The organism is Brucella rhizosphaerae (assembly GCF_002252475.1).
Taxonomy (GTDB): Bacteria; Pseudomonadota; Alphaproteobacteria; order Rhizobiales; family Rhizobiaceae; genus Brucella; species Brucella rhizosphaerae.
Genome location: NZ_NNRK01000034.1, coordinates 571,375 through 591,570, shown reverse-complemented (window position 1 = coordinate 591,570; position 20,196 = coordinate 571,375). Strand labels below are relative to the sequence as shown.

The following is a 20,196-nucleotide window of genomic DNA, read 5'->3' as shown; positions in this document are numbered from 1 at the left end:
GGCGCTTTCGCTGCGTTCACGACTTTCGTCACTTGCAATGTTCGTATATGAAGAGGGCTATTCATGAAGGGGACGAGTTTGGAAACAGATGACCGTTATCGCGCGCCAGCGCTGGACAAGGGGCTGGACATTCTGGAATTGCTGGCAAGCGTTGATGGAGGTCTCAGTCAGGCCGAGATTGCAAAACATCTCGACCGCAGCCCGAATGAGTTTTATCGGATGCTCGACCGGTTGGTGAAACGCGGTTACGTGACCAAACTCGAAGGTGACCGCTATTCTCTGACCCTTAAGCTGTTCGGCTTAGCGCATCTGCATGCCCCTGTGCGCAGGCTCGCATCCTTCGCGACACCCTATATGCGAGACCTCGCCGACCGCTCAAAACAGGCCAACCAGCTTGCGGTTTTCGACCGGGGATCAGTCGTTGTCATCGCCCAGCAGGAAGCCCCGGATTACTGGGGAATTTCCATCCGCGTCGGCTCACATATCAGCTTGTTTGATACGGGCTCCGGGCATGTGCTGCTTGCCTTCCGCTCGCCGGAAGAGCGCAAGATGATGATTGCCGAGTATGTCAAGGATAGCGACAGCGTTAAGCTTGATGAAAGCTTCTATGAGCGCTTAGACCAGATCAGAGAGCGCGGCTACGAGATGATGCCCAGCGCGCAGGTCGCAGGCGTTTACAATCTGTCCGCACCTATCCTCGGTCCTGACGGCGCTTGTATCGCAGCGCTCACCTGCCCTTATGTGACACTTGTCAACTCAGCCCCCGCGCCAGACATCACACAGACGATTACACTGCTGCAGAATACGGTGAAGGACCTATCCAAACTGGTTGGTTCTGATATCGGCACAACAGATTAGTTAGCAGCGATAATTCTTATTTGAAAACTCTCTTCTTTTTTGAAAGTATGACACAGGAGGAGAGTTTTCATGATTATCGATACCCATCTGCATCTGATCGACAAAAGCGCGCTCAATTATCCATGGCTCGGCGGTGTTCCGGAACTGAACCGCGACTTTCTGTTTGAGACTTATCAGAAGCAGGCCGCGCGTTGCGGCATTACAGCAGCGCTGCACATGGAAGTGGATGTTTTTACGGACGCCATTCAGGCCGAAACCGATCACATTCAGCAAATTTCCAACAGATCAGATGGCTTTATCAAAGGTGCGATCGTATCCTGCCGCCCGGAAGAAACGGGCTTTGCGGAATATCTGGAACAGCAGCAGCGCAATCCTTTTGTGAAGGGGTTTCGCCGCGTCCTGCATGTGGTTCCCGATGAGCTTTCCGAAGGAGTTTTGTTTCGTGAGAACATCGCGCGATTGGAAGGCACTGGCCTGACATTCGACCTTTGCACCCTGCCACACCAGACAGACAAAGTGCTCGCGCTGGCCGACCTGGCACCTGATGCGCAATTCGTGCTTGATCATTGTGGTGTGCCGGATATCAAATCAGGAGCATCGGAAGGCTGGCAAAAGGGTATCACCGAGATTGCGCAACGCGATAATGTCGTTGCCAAGATTTCTGGTGTTGTTGCCTATGCGGAAGCTGAAAGCTGGACGGTCGACACGCTGCGGCCCTATGTGGAGCATGTCATCCAGTCGTTTGGCTGGGAGCGCATTGTATGGGGCAGCGACTGGCCTGTTTGCACATTAGCGAGCAATGTCGACGCCGGGCTTTCGACATGGGTTGCCACAACCCATGCGCTGCTTGAAGGATGCAGTGAAGACGAAAAAGCGCTGCTGCTTTCTGAAAATGCAAGACGCCTCTGGAAACTGTAATTTATAGTCAGGCTGGCGGATTTACCGCCAGCCTGACTATATTGATCAAAAGCTTTCGCGGAAAAGACGGTTAAGGTCAGCGATAACCTGTTCCGCCGCTTCGTTTTCCTGCAAGCCCTTATTGATACGCTCTGAAGCCGCTTCCTGAAATGGCATATAACCGTCATGGCGTGGACGCACCCATGCGCCTTCGAGTGTTGCTCGCGTATCGCGATAGAAATCCGATGTGGCGCCATTCACAACATCGTCTTCCCATGCCGCAGCAATACCCGGCTGACCGTTGGAGGCCGCATAAAGCCCCTTCTGCACGTCACCACTCGCAACCCAGTAAGCGAAATCAATTGCCGCATCCGGATGTTTGCTGAATGCAGAAACAGCGATACCTGTGCCACCCAGCGCCGAACCTGCAACACCCGCCGCGCCGGCTGGAATATCGGCAAAACGGATCAAGCGTTCGCGGAAGCCCGGCATGGCATAATTCACATAGCCATAGATCAGCGGTGAGCAGGCGATTTCGGAATCGGGTTTTGCCATTTCCTCAAAGACTGTAATGGGGTCCATGCCAAAGCATTCGGGCGAAACCAGTGAAGCAAGCTCGCGCAACTGCTCGAAAGCGTTGACGCCGTCTTCCAGTGTGATCAGTTCACCCTCGACCCTGCATGGCGTTCCGGCATTGGCGACAAGTGTATAAAAACTCATCAGTGAATGCGGCGAACGCAACGGCACAAGCACTTTACCGGACCGTGCAAGACGCAGCACTTCGCCCCACGAGGTGGCCGGCTTGTCCATCAGATCGGGACGCCATGCCTGAACCTGCGTTGCAGCATCCAGTGGAAACGCCCATTGCCGCCCCTGCCAGTTATAGCTCGGAAAAGACTCTCCAATCGAACCCTCGGCAAGTGCGGCGAGCTCCGTTTCACGGCCAGCCACGTCAAGCGGCAGCAGACAGCCTTCCTTGGTAATCTGCCCCACATGCGGATGGTCGATCACGATCATATCGAAATTACGCGCCAGTTCCTCGACCGGAAAAGTCTCAAAATCCTGCAGCGAACGCTTTTCCCACTCGATCTCGACACCCTTGTCCTCAAGCCATTGTTCCGCGCAAGCGACCATTGGATCATAACCGCGCGGATGACTCCAGGTCATGCCTTTCAGCCTGATCGTGCTCATAGACCGAACTCCTCGCGAATTTCCTTGCTGTTCTCGCCAATACGAGGAGCGGCGCGGGTAACCTTCGCACGCAAGCCATTAATGCGCAGCGGCGAACGGGTGGTGGTGATGGAAACATCATCCTCGCGCGTGACGGTCTGCAGCATATCGAGGACTGAGAAACCTTCGCTCGACAGAAGCTCTTCCCAATTAAGAACGCGAGCGCACCAGATATCGGCGGGTTCCAGAATGGCGAGCCATTCATCCACGGTCTTTTCAGCAATTCGGACGGCGATCAGACGCTTGATTTCATCGCGTTTAGCGAAAGCAATTTTCGGATCGTCCGCGAAAGGTGCAAGAGTGTCAGATCCAAGAAGCGCGGCCAGTTTCGGAATCGGCATCATGGCGATGGCGAGATAACCATCCGCTGCTGGATAGACGCCATAAGGTGCCGCGAGATAGGCATGGGCGCTGCGGAAATCGGAACGCTTCGGCAGGCGACGACCGTCATTGAGATGCGTGGTCAGCACTTCAAACTGGAAATCGACCAGCGCTTCGAGAAGACTGGTTTCTACATGAGAGCCCTTATTGGTGATGCCACGACGAACAAGCGCCGCAAGAATGCCCTGCGCTGCTGCCGCTCCCGCCAGCATGTCGGCCACGGCAAGACCAAAAGGCACAGGTCCCTGCCCTTCATCGCCATTCAGCCACATCAGACCTGAACGCGCCTGCGCCAGCAAATCCTGCCCCGGACGTCCAACCCATGGCCCCTCTTCACCATAGCCACTGATCGATGCATAAACGAGGCGCGGATTAATTTCTTTCACGGCTTCGTAGTCAAGGCCAAGACGCTTTATGACGCCGGGGCGGAAATTCTGAATGACGACATCAGCCTTTGTCAGAAGTTTCTTCAATGCCGCCAGATCGTCGGGATTTTTAAGGTCGATGGCGAGACTATCCTTGCCGCGATTAATGGCATGAAAAATCGTGGAATCTCCACCGATTTCCGTATCGCTGAGATACAGCCTCCGCGAGAGATCACCGCCATCTGGTCTTTCGATCTTGATAACGCGTGCGCCCAGATCCATCAGACGTAAAGAGCAATACGGCCCCGACAAAAACTGGCTCATATCGACAACGACAAGCCCGTTCAGCGGCAGTTCGCTTTCCGACATCGGGAAATTCCCTCCTCATGAATTTCTTATGTGAATATAGTCTTCACATATGGATTTATGGAAGGCAAGATCGAATTTGCCGTAAAAAGCAAAAACGCCACCCGGTTGGGCGGCGTTTTTCAGTTCATATCTGACCCGTCAGATCACGTGTTAAACCTCGTTGCTGGCGAGCTCCAGCAAGGTCCAGACATGATCGGAAAACGAGTTCCACACTTCGATGCGGTAATGATCGGTATCCCATTTCAACAAAATGATCTGGGCATGATCGAAGATCGTTCGGGCGGCACCTGGTGCCAGCATCTGCGAGAGTTCCAGCGGTGATGCGGCGTTCAACAGCCACTCGGCCCGGGGGCCAGAAATTTCGATGCCAGTTTCGCGATGGCTCACTTCCGTCAAGCTATGCGGTTCGGTTTCATAAAGCTTTGCGAAAGCCTCGGTGATGGCAGCGCCCTTGCTTTCATCGGCCCAGATATACCATTCATCCGGCCCAAGGCAGGCGACAGCAATATCATCTGTGCGAATAAGATCACCAATCTTTGCCGGGAGTTTCGCACCCAATGCTTTTTCAGCAAGTTTCAGCTTTGCCGGAGCAATGCGCAGGATAAATCGAGCGGCATCGTCTGCTGCGTGGATTTCCAGACGACCGGAAATAACCACCTTGCGGTTCGAATAAGGTTTTGTCTCAACAAGCATGGTTCAATCCTTATCCGTTCAGTTTCTTGCCTTCGGGATCATAGAAGACCATGCCCGAAATCACCGCTTCATGTACGCTGCCATCCGGCATCGGCATATACATAGTTTCGCCCATACGATCCTTGCCACCCGCGACCACCGCCATTGCAATGGACCGGCCAAGTGCCTCACTCCAATAGGATGAGGTGACATGGCCAAGCATGGTCATCGGCAATGGCTGGTTGGGATCGGCGACAATCTGGGCGCCCTCTTCCAGCACCAGCTTCGGGTCTTTGGTCAAAAGACCGACCAGATGCTTGCGGTCAGATTTCAGCATATCGGGACGCGTCAGCGACCGCTTGCCGACAAAGTCCGGCTTCTGCTTGCCAACAGCCCAGCCAAGGCTGGCGTCGTCCGGTGTTATCGTGCCGTCAGTATCCTGACCGACGATGATATAGCCCTTTTCGGCGCGCAGCACGTGCATGGTTTCCGTACCGTAAGGCGTGATGTCGTATTGCTGTCCGGCCTCATAAAGTGCCTTCCACAACGACAGGCCATAGCGGGCGGGCACGTTGATTTCAAAGCCTAGTTCGCCAGTGAAACTCATTCGGAACAGGCGCGCTGGAACACCCAGGAATGTGCACTCGGCCACCGACATATGTGGGAAAGCCTCATTCGAAATGTCCAGCCCTTCCACCATAGGCTCAATGAGCTTGCGCGCATTCGGACCGTTAATCGCAACAACCGCCCATTGCTCGGTGGTTGAGGTCAGCGAGACTTTCAGCTCGGGCCACTCAGTCTGAAGATAGTCTTCCATCATATTGAGAACACGCGCGGCACCGCCGGTCGTGGTCGTCACATGGAAACGATCCTGTGTCAGACGACCGACAACACCATCATCGCGGATGAAGCCATCTTCGCCAAGCAGCAGGCCATAGCGGCAGCGTCCGACACCAAGCTTCGCCCACGGATTGGTATACATGCGGTTCATGAACTCAGCAGCATCCGGGCCGACCACTTCGATCTTGCCAAGCGTGGAGGCATCGAACATGCCAAGCGATTCACGCGTTGCCTTGCATTCTCGCGCCACCGCCTTGTGCATGTCTTCACCGGTTTTCGGGAAATACCATGCACGACGCCACAGCGAGACCGGCTCGAAAGCAGCGCCATGCTGTTCAGCCCAGCTATCAATTGGCGTCTTGCGCGTTACATCAAACAGCTTGCCGCGATTATAGCCGCAGAAGGCCCCGAAGGTTGTCGGCGTATATGGCGGGCGGAAGGTAGTAAGGCCAACTTGCGGTGTCGGACGCTTCAACGCATCCGATGCAACCGCCAGCCCATTGATATTGGACGTCTTGCCCTGATCGGTCGCCATACCATTGGTGGTATAGCGCTTGACGTGCTCAATCGACCGGAAACCTTCGCGCACAGCCAGACGAATATCCTTGGCGGTCACATCGTTCTGGAAATCGATGAAGGCCTTGGCCTTTCCAGGATCACGATCCGTCGGCAGTTCGCGACAGCTGACACCAGCACAGACGAAATCACCGGCGACAGCATATTCAGACAACCTGGCCTTATGCCCGGCATCCGTTGCGGCAGCCGCTCCAGCCTCAGCGCCTTCGCGTAATGCGGCCTGCAAATCGAAATTGCCATTGCCTGCGCCTGCGCACCGGCTTTCCTCGGTGCGAGCGCCGGGCAGATAAATCTGACGCTCTTCGTCCCAGATGAGTGAACCCTTAGTGTGCGAAAAGAGATGTACGCTCGGGTTCCAGCCGCCAGACATCAACACAACATCGCAGGCAATTGTGCATGCGGCACCGACAGAGGTTCCACTGACTGGATTGGCGCGTACGGATGAGACGCGGTGGCGACCACCTGTGTCAGTAACGGTCCAGCCGGTCAGTGTTTCAATGCCAAGCATCTTTGCACGATTGATGAGGCTGTCGGCAACTGTCGAACGCATATCAATGATGGCGGGAACCTTGACGCCTGCAACCGCCAGATCAAAGGCCGCAAGCCACGCGCTGTCATGCGAGGTGACGACCACAGCCTTGTTGCCAACCTTGACGCCATAACGGTTGAGATAGGTGCGTGCAGCAGATGCAAGCATCACGCCCGGACGGTCATTGCCTGCAAACACCAGCGGTTTTTCTATCGCGCCCTGCGCCAGCACGACCTGCTTTGCACGCACACGCCACATGCGTTCACGCGGTGCGTTGGACGCAGGCTTGGCCTGATGATCGGTCAGGCGTTCGCACAGACCAACCATGTTCTGGTGGTAATAGCCAATGGCCGTGGTACGCGGCAAAAGCGTGACATTGGGATTGGCCTTAAGCGCTGCTATGGTTTCATTGAGCCAGTCCCAGCTTACGCGGCCATTGATGACCGGCTCCGGTTCCGACAATAGCGATCCGCCAAATTCCGCCTGCTCATCAACGAGGATGACCTTCGCACCGCCCTTTGCAGCTTCAAGGGCAGCCGCAAGACCGGCAGGTCCACCACCCGCCACCAGCACGTCGCAGAAAGCGTAGCGGCTGGCATAGGTGTCCGGATCTGGTTCAGACGGCGACTTGCCAAGACCGGCGGCGCCACGGATGAACGGCTCATAAACCTTGTTCCAGAAGCTCTTCGGCCACATAAAGGTCTTGTAGTAAAAGCCCGCCGAGAAAAACATGTAGAACGCATCATTAATCGCGCCGACATCGTGCTTGAGCGATGGCCAATGGTTCTGACTTTCGGCCTTCAGGCCGTCATAGAGTTCGAGAACCGTTGCGCGGGTGTTTGGTTCATAGCGACCCGGTCCGCGTGACACGCCCATCAGCGCATTCGGCTCTTCAGAACCGGCGGAAAGAATACCGCGCGGGCGGTGATACTTGAACGAACGCCCGGCCAGATGCTCGCCATTTGCCAGCATGGCTGAGGCAAGCGTATCGCCTTCAAAGCCAGAGTAAGACTTACCGTTGAAGGTGAACCGCACGGCCTTGGCCTTGTTGACGCGGCCTTTGTTATGAATGCGCATATCGGTCATTATTTCGTCTCCGCAGCCGGAGTTTCTTCCAAAGCAGGACGTGCTTCGCCTGCTTTGTAGGTGGTGACAAACTTGTCACTCACCGTGTCGCGCACCGCGTTGAAGAAGCGACCGCAACCATTTATATGCCGCCAGCGCTCATAATGGGTGCCGCGCGGATTAGAACGCGTGAACAGGAAATCACGCCATTCCTGATCGGTCAGCGTGGATGGATCGGCAGGGCGCGCAATATGCGCTTCGCCCGCATAGGCGAATTCCAATTCGGGGCGCACCATCTCGCAATAAGGGCAACGGATAAGAAGCATTGTGTGTTTCCCCTATTCTTTAGTGCGCAACAGCAGCAGCAGCCGCTTCGTCGATCAGGCGACCAGTTGTGAAACGTTCAAGCGTGAATGGTGCGTTGATCCAGTGTGGTTCATCACGCGCGATGGTGTGCGCGAAGACATGCGCCGATCCTGGCGTTGCTTTGAAGCCACCCGTACCCCAGCCGCAATTGACAAAAAGACCCGGCACTGGCGTCTTGCCGATGATTGGCGAACGATCAGGCGTAACGTCAACGATACCGCCCCATTTGCGCAACATGCGCATGCGGGTGAAAATCGGAAACACTTCGCAGATCGCCGCAAGCGTATGCTCGATCAGCGGCAGACCACCGCGCTGGCTGTAAGACACATATTGATCAGTGCCCGAACCAATCACCAGCTCGCCCTTGTCGGACTGGCTGATATAGGCATGCACCGAATTAGACATGACCACGCATGGGAAGATCGGCTTAACCGGCTCCGACACCAGCGCCTGTAGCGGGAAGCTTTCAAGCGGCATACGCACGCCTGCCGTGTCCATGACGACAGATGTGCTTCCAGCAGCTGAAACCGCCACCTTCTTCGCCTTGATGAAACCGCGTGGCGTATCAACGCCGGTCACGCGGCCCGACGCATCACGACGGATGGCCGTAACCGGACAATTCTGGATGATATCGACACCGCGCTCAGTTGCGCCGCGTGCATAGCCCCAGGCCACCGCATCATGACGGGCCACACCACCGCGCCGCTGCAAGGTGGCACCGACAACCGGATAACGCGCATTGGGTGAAATATCGAGCGGCGGACAATATTCCTTGGCCTGTTCCCTGGTCATCCATTCATTGTCGATGCCGTTGAGACGATTGGCATGGATATGGCGCTTGAAGCTTTGTACGTCATGCACCGTATGCGCCAGCATCATGACGCCGCGCTGCGAGAACATGACATTGTAGTTGAGGTCCTGACTGAGACCCTCCCACAATTTCATGGCGTGTTCATAGAGATGCGCGCTCTCATCATAGAGATAGTTGGAGCGGATAATGGTGGTGTTGCGCCCGGTATTGCCGCCACCGAGCCAGCCTTTTTCGATGACTGCGACATTCGTGATGCCGTGTTCTTTCGCCAGATAGTAAGCCGCACCAAGACCATGGCCGCCAGCACCGACGATGATCACATCATATTCGGCCTTGGGTTCGGCATCCGGCCATTGCGGCTTCCAGTTCTTGTTGCCGGAAAGCGCATTACCAACGATAGAAGCTAACGAAAAGCGGGACATCAACAAACCACCAGTCTTACGGTTCATGCACCCATGTGGCCCATGAAAAATCTCTACTGATATTTGTATTGTCTCATGCGCAAGATCGACAGCAGGCTTGCGTCAAAAGACGTCACAAATACGACATCGACACCATTTCGCGACATGGCGAGGATCGGACCGGCCAGATATTGCAATTCATCTCATACCCGGACAGTAGTGGTGTGGATTTGAATGCCCTCCATCAACTTCGACTGGAATTCCCAATGACCGATGCTACTCCGCTGAAGCCGCTTGAATTGTCTGAAAGCGAATTCGCGAACCTTGTGCCGCACTCCAGATTGCGGCAGCAATTCCAGTTCATTCTCGAAGTTGAAAAGCTGAAACAGATAATACGACGGACACCACTTCTGGATGGTTCACGACGCGAAAATGATGCGGAGCACACCTGGGAGCTGACGCTGATGGCGATGGTTCTGCATGAACACGCAAATGAGAAAGTCGATCTACTGCGCGCACTGAAAATGCTGATCATCCACGATATCGTGGAAATCGATGCGGGCGATACGTTCATTTATGATGAGGTGGGAGCCATTGATCAGGAAGAGCGCGAAATACAGGCTGCCGACCGGATATTTGGCATTTTGCCCAAAGATCAATCGCTGGAGTTCCGTGCCCTATGGGACGAATTTGAGGCGCGCACGACACCGGAAGCCCAATTTGCGCGTGCCATGGATAGGCTACAGCCGCTACTCCATAACTTTTTCACCAGCGGCGGAACATGGCACACGCCGGGTGTGACTGCGTCCGACGTGCTGGATCGAAAGTTACCGATTTCCCATGCGTCTGATGTTCTCTGGGAAGCCGTTCAACGGATTATCACGGAAGGCGTGGAACGCGGATATCTGAAGCAGGCCTGATCGCTTCGTGAAGCTGAAGTAATCTCAGAGACCGCAAGCTCTGGCTGCTTGGATTCATAATATTAGCTACTATTAATATTAGAAAGCCTCCAAATAGTTTTCATCAAAATAGGACAATAATATTGTCCTTTTCTCTTTCCTTTTATTGCGCGAAACGATACGCAGACTTGCGCAAAATCGCATTTAAAAAAACTTAAACGCAAGAAAGGTGATTTCGTGACTAGGGAAAATCTACTCGAAAGCGCGCTCGTTCGTCTTGATGAAGCCGCAAGCCATATCAATATCGATCCGGATGTTATCGAAAAGCTGAAATACGCCCGCGAAACCATGAAAGTGCGGTTGATGATCCGCATGGACGACGGCTCGCGTAAATCCTTTCTTGCGTGGCGCTGCCGCTATGACGACACCCGCGGACCAACCAAGGGCGGCATTCGCTATCACCCCGAATCAACTGCAGAAGAAGTGGAAACACTCGCTTTCTGGATGACCTTCAAGTGCGCCGTGATGAACCTGCCTTATGGCGGCGGCAAGGGTGCTATCCAGGTCGATCCACGCAAGCTGTCCAAGGCTGAGCTTGAGCGTCTTTCGCGCGCTTACATTCAGGCTTTCTCAGGCATTATCGGCCCAGACCGCGATATTCCTGCACCGGACGTCTATACCAACTCCATGATTATGGGCTGGATGGCAGACGAATACTCCCAGATCGTCGGCCAATCTTCACCGGCTGTTATTACCGGAAAGCCATTGGCGCTTGGCGGCTCGCTTGGTCGTAACGATGCGACTGCACGCGGCGGCTTCTATCTGGTTCGCCATCTGGCGCACGACCTCGGCCTTGCTGCGCAGCTTAGCGTTGCCGTTCAGGGCTTCGGTAATGCGGGACAGTTTTTCGCAAAACTTATGGCCAGTGATGGTCACAGGATCGTAGCCGTTTCGGATTCGTCTGGTGCTGTCTATTGTGCCAAGGGTCTCGATCTTGATCTGCTGCTGGCAGCAAAGGAACAGGGCAAGTCAGTTGTTTCCACCGCTGGCTCCAACGGTCATGAAGCAATCAGTGCTAATGAACTCGTTGCCGTTGATTGCGATGTACTGGCACCAAGCGCCATGGAAAACATGATCCATGTCGACAATGCTGCATCCATCAAAACCAAGTTGATTGTTGAGCTTGCAAACGGTCCTGTTACGCCTGAAGCCGACAAGATTTTGGAGGAAAAGGGTGTCATCATTCTGCCAGACATCCTGGCCAACGCCGGTGGCGTCACTGTTTCCTATTTTGAATGGGTACAGAACCGTCAGGGCTATTACTGGACGCTTGAAGAAATCCATGAGCGCCTGAAAACCATCATGGAACGTGAAGGCCGCGCCATCTGGAACCATGCCAAGCAACATAAGGTCACTGTCCGCTCGGCAGCTTATGTTCATGCGCTGGAACGCCTTGCTCAGGCCATCGAAGCGCACGGTACGCAGAACTACTTCTCTGCCTGATCGAGCATCTTAAAACTCTCCCTCCTGTCAGACATCTGGCAGGAGGGAGTTTCATCCGTAAGCATCTTTTGCCAGACGGCTATAGTCTGGTCTTTTAGCATAACAATCGTTGAATACCTGCTCGCAAGGCTCTTTGAATGAGGCCTTGCCATCCCTATATCCTGTAAAATCACGATACAGCGAGGAACGGGATGAATATCGGGCAAGCCGCCAAAGCATCGGGCATATCGGCGAAAATGATCCGCCATTATGAAACCATCGGGCTTATCGAGGCTGCCGATAGGACCAGTTCGGGCTATCGCGTCTATACGCAGAATGATGTCGAAACGCTGCGTTTCATCCGTTCAAGTCGCGATCTCGGCTTTCAGGTCGATCAGATCAAGGAATTGCTCGCGCTCTGGCGCGACCGCAACCGCGCATCTGCTGATGTGAAGAAGGTTGCGCTTCAGCACGTTGAAGATCTTGAAACCAAGATGAAGCAGCTGCAAAACATGGCTGATACGCTGCGCCACCTTGCCCATAATTGCCATGGCGATAACCGTCCCAATTGTCCGATCATTCAAGAGCTTGCCACCCATAGCGTACAAAAGCCTGTGCGCCCCGCACCCCGAAAGGGCGAGTTGCTGCACGGGAAGCTGTGAAGGTTTCTTCGGAAAAGGGCCATATAAACAAGACAAAACGCCGGGAATTTCCCGGCGTTTCCTTTTTAGCGGGCGCTGCTATTTCGGCAGCGTATAAGCAATCACGTAGTCGCCCGGCTTAGTGCCGACAGAACCATGGCCGCCGGCAACCATCAGCACGAATTGCTGATCACCGACCGTATAGCTCATAGGTGTGGACTGACCGCCTGCAGGCAGACGTGCTTCCCACAGAACCTCACCATTGGTGAGATTGTAAGCACGGAGATAATCATCCACCGCAGCGCCAAGGAAGGCAACGCCGCCAGCTGTGATCATCGGTCCACCGATACCCGGCACACCCACCTTGAATGGCAGCGGAACCGGTGCCATGTCGCGGATTGTGCCGTTGCGATGCTTGTAGACCGTCTTGCCGGTTCGCAAATCGACACCTGCAACATAGCCCCATGGTGGCGACTGGCACGGAATGCCAAGCGGGCTTAAGAACGGCCCCATGAAGACGCCATAAGGTGCGCCATCATTGCGGTTGAGCCCTTGTTCGCTACCTTTCTCGTCCTGACCACGTGGTGGAATGTCTGCACGCGGAACAAGACGGGACGTGAAGGCGAGATAAGTCGGCATACCGAACATCACCTGACGCACCGGATCGACCGCCACACTGCCCCAGTTGAAGACACCGAAATTGCCGGGATAGACAATCGTGCCTTTAAGCGAAGGCGGCGTATAACGCCCTTCATAGAAATGCTGGTGGAACGAGATACGGCAGGCAAGCTGATCAAACAATGTCACGCCCCACATGTCGCTCTCTTTAAGCGGTGGTGGGTTGAATGTGAGATCAGAGATCGGCTGCGTGGGCGATGTATGATCTTCTGGAATTGCACCTGTTGGTGCCGCAATCTCGCTGACCGGAATGATCGGCTCGCCCGTCCGGCGGTCGAGCACATAGATATCGCCCTGCTTGGTCGGACCGACCAGCGCAGGCACGCCATTGATATCAAGAAGAACAGGCTGAGCTGGAACGTCCATATCCCAAAGGTCGTGATGTACCGTCTGGCGCACCCATTTTACCTGACCCGTATTCACATCAAGTGCCACGATTGAAGACGAATACTTCTCGACATTCTCGCTGCGGCCCATGCCGAGCTGGTCCGGCACCTGGTTACCGAGCGGGATATAAACAAGGCCAAGCTTGTCATCGACGCTGAATACCGACCAGCTGTTAGGCGAGTTAGTCGTGTAATGCTCACCTTCCGGCAGCGGCGTCGTAACATCCGGGTTGCCCGAATCCCAGTTCCAGAGCAGCTCACCCGTGCGGATATCGAAAGCACGAATAACGCCCGACTGTTCTTCAGTCGAATAGTTGTCATTGACCGCACCGCCAACGATAATCTTATCGCCAACCACCGCCGGTGGCGAGGTCGAGTAATAATAGCCAGCCGGGTTATATTTCATCCCATGGCTGAGATCGAGCGTGCCGCCATTGGCAAAGTCGGTACAGATTTCGCCGGTAGCGGTATCAAGCGCAATCAGACGCGCATCCGATGTCGGCAGATAAACGCGCTCAGAACACTTGGCGCTTGCCGTTGCAGTTGAATCCTTCCAGTAGCTTACGCCACGGCAGGTCTGGTGCTGGCGGTCGGTGTTGAAACCAACTTTCGGGTCGAATTTCCACTTTTCCTTGCCTGTAGCAGCATCAAGCGCAATCGCCCAATTGTGCGGTGTGCAGAGGAAAAGCGAGTCGCCGATCTTAAGCGGCGTCACCTGATAGGTGGTTTCGCCCACATCCTGTGGCTGCTTCACATCACCGGTCTGATATTGCCAGGCGACTTGTAGTTTGGAGACATTTTCCGGCGTTATCTGCGCAAGCGGCGAATAACGCTGCCCGTAGGGCGTGCGCCCATATTGATGCCACTCACCATCCGGCACGTTGCCGCCAAGATCAGGTGTTGCAGCGACCTTTTCCGTTGGCAGATCACCCTTGATATTGGTCGGATCCTGCGTCATTGAGTAGCCTGCGACAACCAGCGCTGCCAGCGTTGCTATCGTCAGCGGAAGCCCGCCGCCGTTGAGCGGCTTTCTGATCCATGGTGTGAGCATCCAGAGGCCAAGCAGCACAATGATGCCACCAGTGGAACCGAGACGCCACCAATCAAAGCCGACTTCATAAACTGCCCAGCCGAGCGATCCGAGAATAACCAGCGCATAAATCCAGAGCGCCAGAGCGTTTCGTTTGAGCAGGAAGAAACCTGTCAGCAGAAAACCGACAGCGATGATGATAAAGGCCCAGCTGCCACCCAGTGTGGCGAGATAAATCCCGGCTACGCCGAGCGCAAGACCAATCAGTAACAATACAATAGACGTAAGAGAAACAAGCAAGACATTACCCCCTTCAAGTAGTGACTGCAGTCCCGCCGTGCATGACTGTTAATCTATTGAAAGCTGCACGGATTAAACCGAATTCGAGGTATTCCTGATTTGGGTGGGAGTGTCGCAGCAAATCCTTTGCCGCGCAACACTATGCTGCCTGTTCATCCACATAGGCTGTAAAATGAAAAATCCAGAGGCGTATATCTAAAAATTCAAATTAATGAATCGGCAGCCTTTACGACTGCCGATGTAAATATTCCAATATTTCTTTTATCAGCTCGCCATCGGACTCTTAAAGCCCTTCAGTCGCAGAGCATTGCTCAGGACGAAGATGCTTGAAAGCGCCATGGCGCCAGCAGCCAGAACCGGGGACAACAATGTTCCTGTAAACGGATAGAGGATGCCGGCTGCAACCGGGATCAGCGCCACATTATAGGCAAAGGCCCAGAACAGGTTTTCACTGATATTGCGGATCGTTGCCTTCGAAATAGCGATTGCATTGACGACACCACGCAGATCCCCCGACATCAGCACCACGTCAGCGCTTTCAATCGCGATATCCGTACCCGTACCAATGGCGATACCCACATCTGCGGCAGCCAAGGCAGGCGCATCATTAATACCGTCGCCGACAAAGGCGATGCGCTTGCCACCTGCAGAGAGACGCTTCAGTGCTTCAACCTTACCGTCAGGCAACACTTCAGCCACCACTTCATCAATACCCAGACGCTTGGCAATGGCCTGTGCCGTGCGACGATTATCGCCCGTAATCATAGCCACTTTCAAACCCTGTTCATGCATTGCAGCAATCGCAGCTGGCGTGGTTTCCTTCATAGGATCGGCAACCGTGATGATCGCTGCGAGCCTGCCATCAATTGCTGCATAAAGCGGTGTCTGGCCTTCATCACCAAGGCGACTGGCGTCATTTGCAAAAACAGCCACGTCATGGCCGATTTTTGCCATATAGCGATCAGCACCAATAGCGACCTCACGACCTGAAACGCTGGCTTTCAAGCCAAAGCCCGGAACAGATTCAAAGGCTGAAACATCCGCAAGCTTAAGACTTTTTTCCTTTGCCGCAGTAACAATGGCATCGGCAATCGGATGCTCGGAACGAGCTTCCACAGCAGCAATCAGCGCCAGTGCTTCATTCTTGTCAAAGCCATCGACAACAGCGAAATGTGCCAGTGCTGGCTTGCCTTGCGTGAGTGTGCCAGTCTTATCGACAGCGATCACCGAGGCATCACGCAGAGTTTGCAGCGCATCACCTCGACGGAACAGCACACCAAATTCGGCTGCACGGCCCGTTCCGACCATGATCGAAGTCGGCGTTGCAAGACCCATGGCACATGGACATGCAATGATGACCACCGCGATCGCATTGACCAACGCATAGCCCATCATGCCCGTGCCACCGATCACCAGCCAGATCACGAAGGTCAGCGCCGCTGCCACCAAAACTGCAGGCACAAACCAGCCAGTGACTTTATCGACCCTGGCCTGAATAGGCAGCTTGTCTGCTTGGGCATCCTCGACCATGCGAACAATCTGCGAGATCACCATATCGCGACCAACCTTGGTCGCGCGGAAGGTGAATGCGCCTGTTTTGTTGATCGTACCACCTACAACTTCGGCACCTTCCTCCTTGGCAACAGGAACCGGCTCGCCGGTGATCATCGATTCATCCACGTAGGACGAGCCCTCGATCACTTCACCGTCGACTGGCACCTTTTCGCCCGGCCGCACCTGCACGATATCGCCTACGCGAACATCTTCGAGCGACACGTCAATCGCTTCGCCATCGCGCACCACACGTGCAGATTTTGCCTGCAAACCCACCAGCCGACTGATTGCAGCCGAAGTACGGCCCTTCGCGCGCGCCTCAAGATAACGGCCGATCAGGATCAACGTGACAATGACTGCTGCTGCCTCGAAGTAAATATTGATTGTGCCCTGGGGCAGAATATCAGGCCAGAAGGTTGCAACGACAGAGAAGCCCCATGCAGCTGTCGTTCCGACCACCACCAGCGAATTCATATCCGGTGTGCCACGCATCAACGCCGGTATGCCCTTTTTGAAGAAGCGCATGCCGGGACCGAACAGCACCAGGGTGGTGAGAACAAACTGGAAGTACCAGCTGTTCTGCATTCCGATCGTGTCCATGACGAACATGTGTACAGCCGGAATGATATGCGATCCCATCTCGAGAATGAAAACCGGCAGCGTCAGAACAGCGGCAAGGATAACGCTCTTTTTCAGTTCCGCTGCTTCCGCATCGCGCTTGTCGGACTGCGTTTCCTGCTTCGTGTCATTGCGCGCTTCATCAAGCGAACGGGCCTCATAACCAGCGGTCCCGACAGCCTTGATAAGGTCACTCAACGACACCTGTCCGGCGAGCTCTACATGCGCGCGCTCGGTCGCAAGATTGACGCTGGCGCGCGTTACGCCCGGAACGGCATTCAGCGCCTTCTCAACCTTGCTGACGCAGGATGCGCAGGTCATACCCTCAATGGCGAGATCGGCACTTCCGGATGGCACGTCGTAACCAGCTTTGCGGATTGCATCGATGACCGCAGGCATATCGGGTGCGGCTTTAAAGGTTACATCAGCGCGTTCGGTTGCAAGATTGACCAGAACTTTGTCGACGCCTGGCACTTTTGCCACTGCTTTTTCAATGGAAGAAACACAGGACGCGCAGCTCATACCCTCAACGGGAATGGCAAAACTTGTGGCTTCCGGCCTGACTGGCTTGACTGGCTTGTTCACGGCAATCCCTTTCGGCCCCAATTTTAAGAGGCAACACTATGAGTTGCATCATAAGTAACCCTTCCCACCGTTGGAAGGTCAAGCCTTAATGTGGAATGATTTTCAGACTGCCATTTCGTTTTGCGGCTGCATGACGGCCAGAATGGATCCGCACCGGGTCTGAATGAACTCCGGCACATCCGCCGCAGGCATCGGACGTCCCATGAGGAAACCCTGCACTTCACCGAAATTCTGGCGGCGCAGACATTCAAGCTGTTGTGTCGTCTCCACACCTTCGGCGGTCGTGACAATCTTGAAGCCAGCACCAAGTGTTGCAACAGCCTGAATGATTGCCAGATCGCGGGTGTCGACCTCAATGCCGGAAACAAAGCTGCGGTCCACCTTGATCTTGTCGAAAGGGAACGATCGCAGATAGCTCAGCGATGAATACCCAGTGCCAAAATCATCCATCGCAATGCGTACGCCCAACCGGCGTAGCTCGAACAACAATTCGATATTGTGTTTGCTGTTTTGCAGAAAGACCGATTCCGTAATTTCCAACTCCAGTCTATCCGGCGAAAGCCGCGCGGAACGCAATGCATCCTTCACGGATTCAAGCAACGCGCACTGATTGAACTGGACAGGCGAAAGATTGACCGAAACCTTGATGTCGTCGGGCCATGAAGCCGCCTCACGACATGCCTCACCAAGCACCCAGTCACCAATCGGACTGATCAATCCTGCCTCTTCGGCAATTGGAATAAACTCTGCCGGTGACACCAGGCCCAATACGGGATGATACCAACGTAGCAAGGCTTCAAAACCGGATATACGCCCGGATTCAAGGTTGAAGATTGGCTGATAATGCAACTCAAACTGTTGCGCCGCCAAAGCCAGCCTTAAATCGGTCGTCATGGCATGGCGTTTCTCAACGGCAAGACGCAGGGAATGCTGGTAAAAGCAGAAGGTCCGTCTGCCATCTGCCTTGGCCGCATAAAGTGCAAGATCGACATTGCGCATCAGCACATCGGGATCGTCACCGTGTATCGGTGCCTGCGCAATACCAATGCTGCATGTCACAAATTCAGAAATGTCGCCAAGATCAAACGGATCCTGGAACGCCGAAAGAAGACGATCGGCAAACATGGCGATCTGCTCAACCTTATCGCAGGGATAGATGATGGCGAATTCATCGCCACCAAGCCGCGCGATAAACTGATCGCTGATGATGTTCTTGAGACGAACCGCCACTTGCTGGAGAAGCAGATCACCAATCTGATGACCTCTGCTGTCATTGATGTTCTTGAAATGATCAATGTCGAGATAAAACAGCGCGAATGCGGGCGCGCACTCTCTCTTTTTCAACACCCCGGCAATATGCTGCGAGAAATAGGCCCGATTGGGTAAATCCGTCAGACTGTCATGCATGGCGACATGCGCCATCCGTTCCTCAATCTGTCGCCGCTCCGTCGTATCTTCTATCATACCAATGAGATACCGCGGCTGATCGCCCTCAATCGGAGGGATCGAGCGCTTGATAATGCGCATACGACGCGGCTTACCATCAGCGCAACGGATATCGCGTTCGACCGTCAGAACACTGCCGCGGCGCATGGCCAAACGGTCCTGCTGGGTCAGAAGCTTTGCTTCCTCAACAGGAAAGATTTCTGCATCAATCGAACCAATAACCCGATCAATATCGTGCCCACTGATGCTGGACGCCGCCTGATTGTAGAGGAGATAACGCCCCTGATCCTTCATATCCTTGACGAACACACCAAGCGGCAGATTATTGACCAGACTGTCCAACAATGACTGCACATGATTGGCCTGACGATTGGCCTCTTCAAGCTCGGTAATGTCCTGCACAATCGCAAGGATAGCCTGTTTGCCATCAAAGATGACCTGACGCCCATATGTCAGGACATCGATGATCCTGCCGTTGGCTTTCAGATGCTGCCAGCGTTCCGGGCGTTCCAGATCGCTCCTGTCGCGCACCGCAGCAAACATTCTGTCGCGTTCGGTCTGCGGACGGATGTCCAGCACCGTCATGCCGGGTATTTCATCAACGGAATAACCATAGAGCCCATGGGCCGCTTTATTCATGACGATGAAGTGTAATGTTTCGGGATCATAGACCCACATTGGCGTCGGATGGGTCGTAAAAAGAATGCGGAAATCTTCTTCGGAAGTGCGAACCATGGCACTGTCCGAGCGAGCCTGATCGGCTTCCCGCTTCCTCATCATTGTCCCCTCATCAGACATATCCTGACCGGATGTTCTCTGTTTTCGTGTCTGGAGAATCAGACCAAACTGTCTGTAGCAGGACGAAACAATCCCGTGGATAGCTTACTGCGTATAATTTTAACAAATTATATACAAATTATCGGAATCGCTAAATTAGCACCTTTGATTTTTAGATTTAGAGAGCTCTGCTCTGTCTCTTGACCGGCCTGCCGTTCCGGCCTATGCCTTAAAGCGCAAAATTCGTTGGGGTGCCTTCGAAGCAATATCAGGAAAAGTGCTTAGCGGTTTTCCACCCGATATTGCGACACAAAAGGCTGAGAGACGCTGATCGCGTTAACCCATTGAACCTGATCCGGGTAATACCTGCGTAGGGAACGGAGTTTGACGCGTCGCGGACGAGGGAGTTCCCTCATCGGAGTTCAGGCTCCAAACAGGTT

At 54.3% G+C, this 20,196-nt stretch carries 14 protein-coding genes and 1 riboswitch; of the genes, 5 read left to right on the top strand and 9 right to left on the bottom strand.

What is annotated here, in order from left to right:
• Positions 1-63: 63 nt before the first annotated feature.
• Entirely contained in the window at positions 64-858 is a 795-nt protein-coding gene (locus tag CEV32_RS19860) for an IclR family transcriptional regulator (protein WP_094578815.1), read from the top strand.
• 69 nt (positions 859-927) lie between these two features.
• Positions 928-1,776 (top strand): amidohydrolase family protein, encoded by an 849-nt coding sequence (locus tag CEV32_RS19855; RefSeq protein WP_094578814.1) that lies wholly within the window; start codon positions 928-930, stop codon positions 1,774-1,776.
• Between the two features lie 45 nt (positions 1,777-1,821).
• Here the strand turns inward: CEV32_RS19855 and CEV32_RS19850 are convergent, their stop codons facing one another.
• The 6 genes from CEV32_RS19850 to CEV32_RS19825 form a co-directional block, all read right to left on the bottom strand.
• Entirely contained in the window at positions 1,822-2,946 is a 1,125-nt protein-coding gene (locus CEV32_RS19850) for an extracellular solute-binding protein (protein WP_094578813.1), read from the bottom strand.
• Positions 2,943-4,100 (bottom strand): CaiB/BaiF CoA transferase family protein, encoded by a 1,158-nt coding sequence (locus CEV32_RS19845; protein WP_094578812.1) that lies wholly within the window; start codon positions 4,098-4,100, stop codon positions 2,943-2,945. Before CEV32_RS19845 ends, CEV32_RS19850 begins: the two co-directional genes overlap by 4 nt.
• 150 nt (positions 4,101-4,250) lie before the next feature.
• Positions 4,251-4,793, bottom strand: a complete 543-nt coding sequence (locus CEV32_RS19840; protein ID WP_094578811.1) for a sarcosine oxidase subunit gamma — start codon at positions 4,791-4,793, stop codon at positions 4,251-4,253.
• A gap of 10 nt (positions 4,794-4,803) precedes the next feature.
• Positions 4,804-7,803, bottom strand: coding sequence for a sarcosine oxidase subunit alpha (locus CEV32_RS19835; RefSeq protein WP_094578810.1), 3,000 nt, complete (start codon positions 7,801-7,803; stop codon positions 4,804-4,806).
• Positions 7,803-8,108, bottom strand: coding sequence for a sarcosine oxidase subunit delta (locus tag CEV32_RS19830; protein ID WP_094578809.1), 306 nt, complete (start codon positions 8,106-8,108; stop codon positions 7,803-7,805). The genes CEV32_RS19835 and CEV32_RS19830 overlap by 1 nt, the downstream gene beginning before the upstream one ends.
• Before the next feature lie 19 nt (positions 8,109-8,127).
• A complete protein-coding gene (locus CEV32_RS19825) occupies positions 8,128-9,381 on the bottom strand; it encodes a sarcosine oxidase subunit beta family protein (protein WP_094579189.1) in 1,254 nt (417 codons plus the stop codon).
• Positions 9,382-9,626: 245 nt separating this feature from the next.
• On the opposite strand from CEV32_RS19825, the gene CEV32_RS19820 reads away from it, so the two are divergent.
• The 3 genes from CEV32_RS19820 to cueR all read left to right on the top strand — a co-directional run bounded on the left by CEV32_RS19820 (position 9,627) and on the right by cueR (position 12,403).
• Positions 9,627-10,280: an HD domain-containing protein gene (locus CEV32_RS19820; RefSeq protein WP_094578808.1), complete on the top strand. Its 654-nt coding sequence runs from the start codon at positions 9,627-9,629 to the stop codon at positions 10,278-10,280.
• Positions 10,281-10,496: 216 nt separating this feature from the next.
• Positions 10,497-11,762: a Glu/Leu/Phe/Val family dehydrogenase gene (locus CEV32_RS19815; RefSeq protein WP_094578807.1), complete on the top strand. Its 1,266-nt coding sequence runs from the start codon at positions 10,497-10,499 to the stop codon at positions 11,760-11,762.
• Positions 11,763-11,953: 191 nt separating this feature from the next.
• Positions 11,954-12,403, top strand: a complete 450-nt coding sequence (cueR, locus tag CEV32_RS19810) for a Cu(I)-responsive transcriptional regulator (RefSeq protein ID WP_094578806.1) — start codon at positions 11,954-11,956, stop codon at positions 12,401-12,403.
• Positions 12,404-12,481: 78 nt separating this feature from the next.
• On the opposite strand, the gene CEV32_RS19805 is transcribed toward cueR, so the two are convergent.
• The 3 genes from CEV32_RS19805 to CEV32_RS19795 all read right to left on the bottom strand — a co-directional run bounded on the left by CEV32_RS19805 (position 12,482) and on the right by CEV32_RS19795 (position 19,756).
• Positions 12,482-14,776 (bottom strand): glucose/quinate/shikimate family membrane-bound PQQ-dependent dehydrogenase, encoded by a 2,295-nt coding sequence (locus CEV32_RS19805; protein WP_094578805.1) that lies wholly within the window; start codon positions 14,774-14,776, stop codon positions 12,482-12,484.
• Positions 14,777-15,040: 264 nt separating this feature from the next.
• Positions 15,041-17,470: a heavy metal translocating P-type ATPase gene (locus tag CEV32_RS19800; protein WP_374883154.1), complete on the bottom strand. Its 2,430-nt coding sequence runs from the start codon at positions 17,468-17,470 to the stop codon at positions 15,041-15,043.
• 165 nt (positions 17,471-17,635) lie between these two features.
• On the bottom strand, positions 17,636-19,756 hold the full coding sequence (locus tag CEV32_RS19795; protein ID WP_094579187.1) for a putative bifunctional diguanylate cyclase/phosphodiesterase: 2,121 nt from the start codon (positions 19,754-19,756) through the stop codon (positions 17,636-17,638).
• Between the two features lie 237 nt (positions 19,757-19,993).
• Positions 19,994-20,150, top strand: a riboswitch (TPP riboswitch).
• Positions 20,151-20,196: the final 46 nt, after the last annotated feature.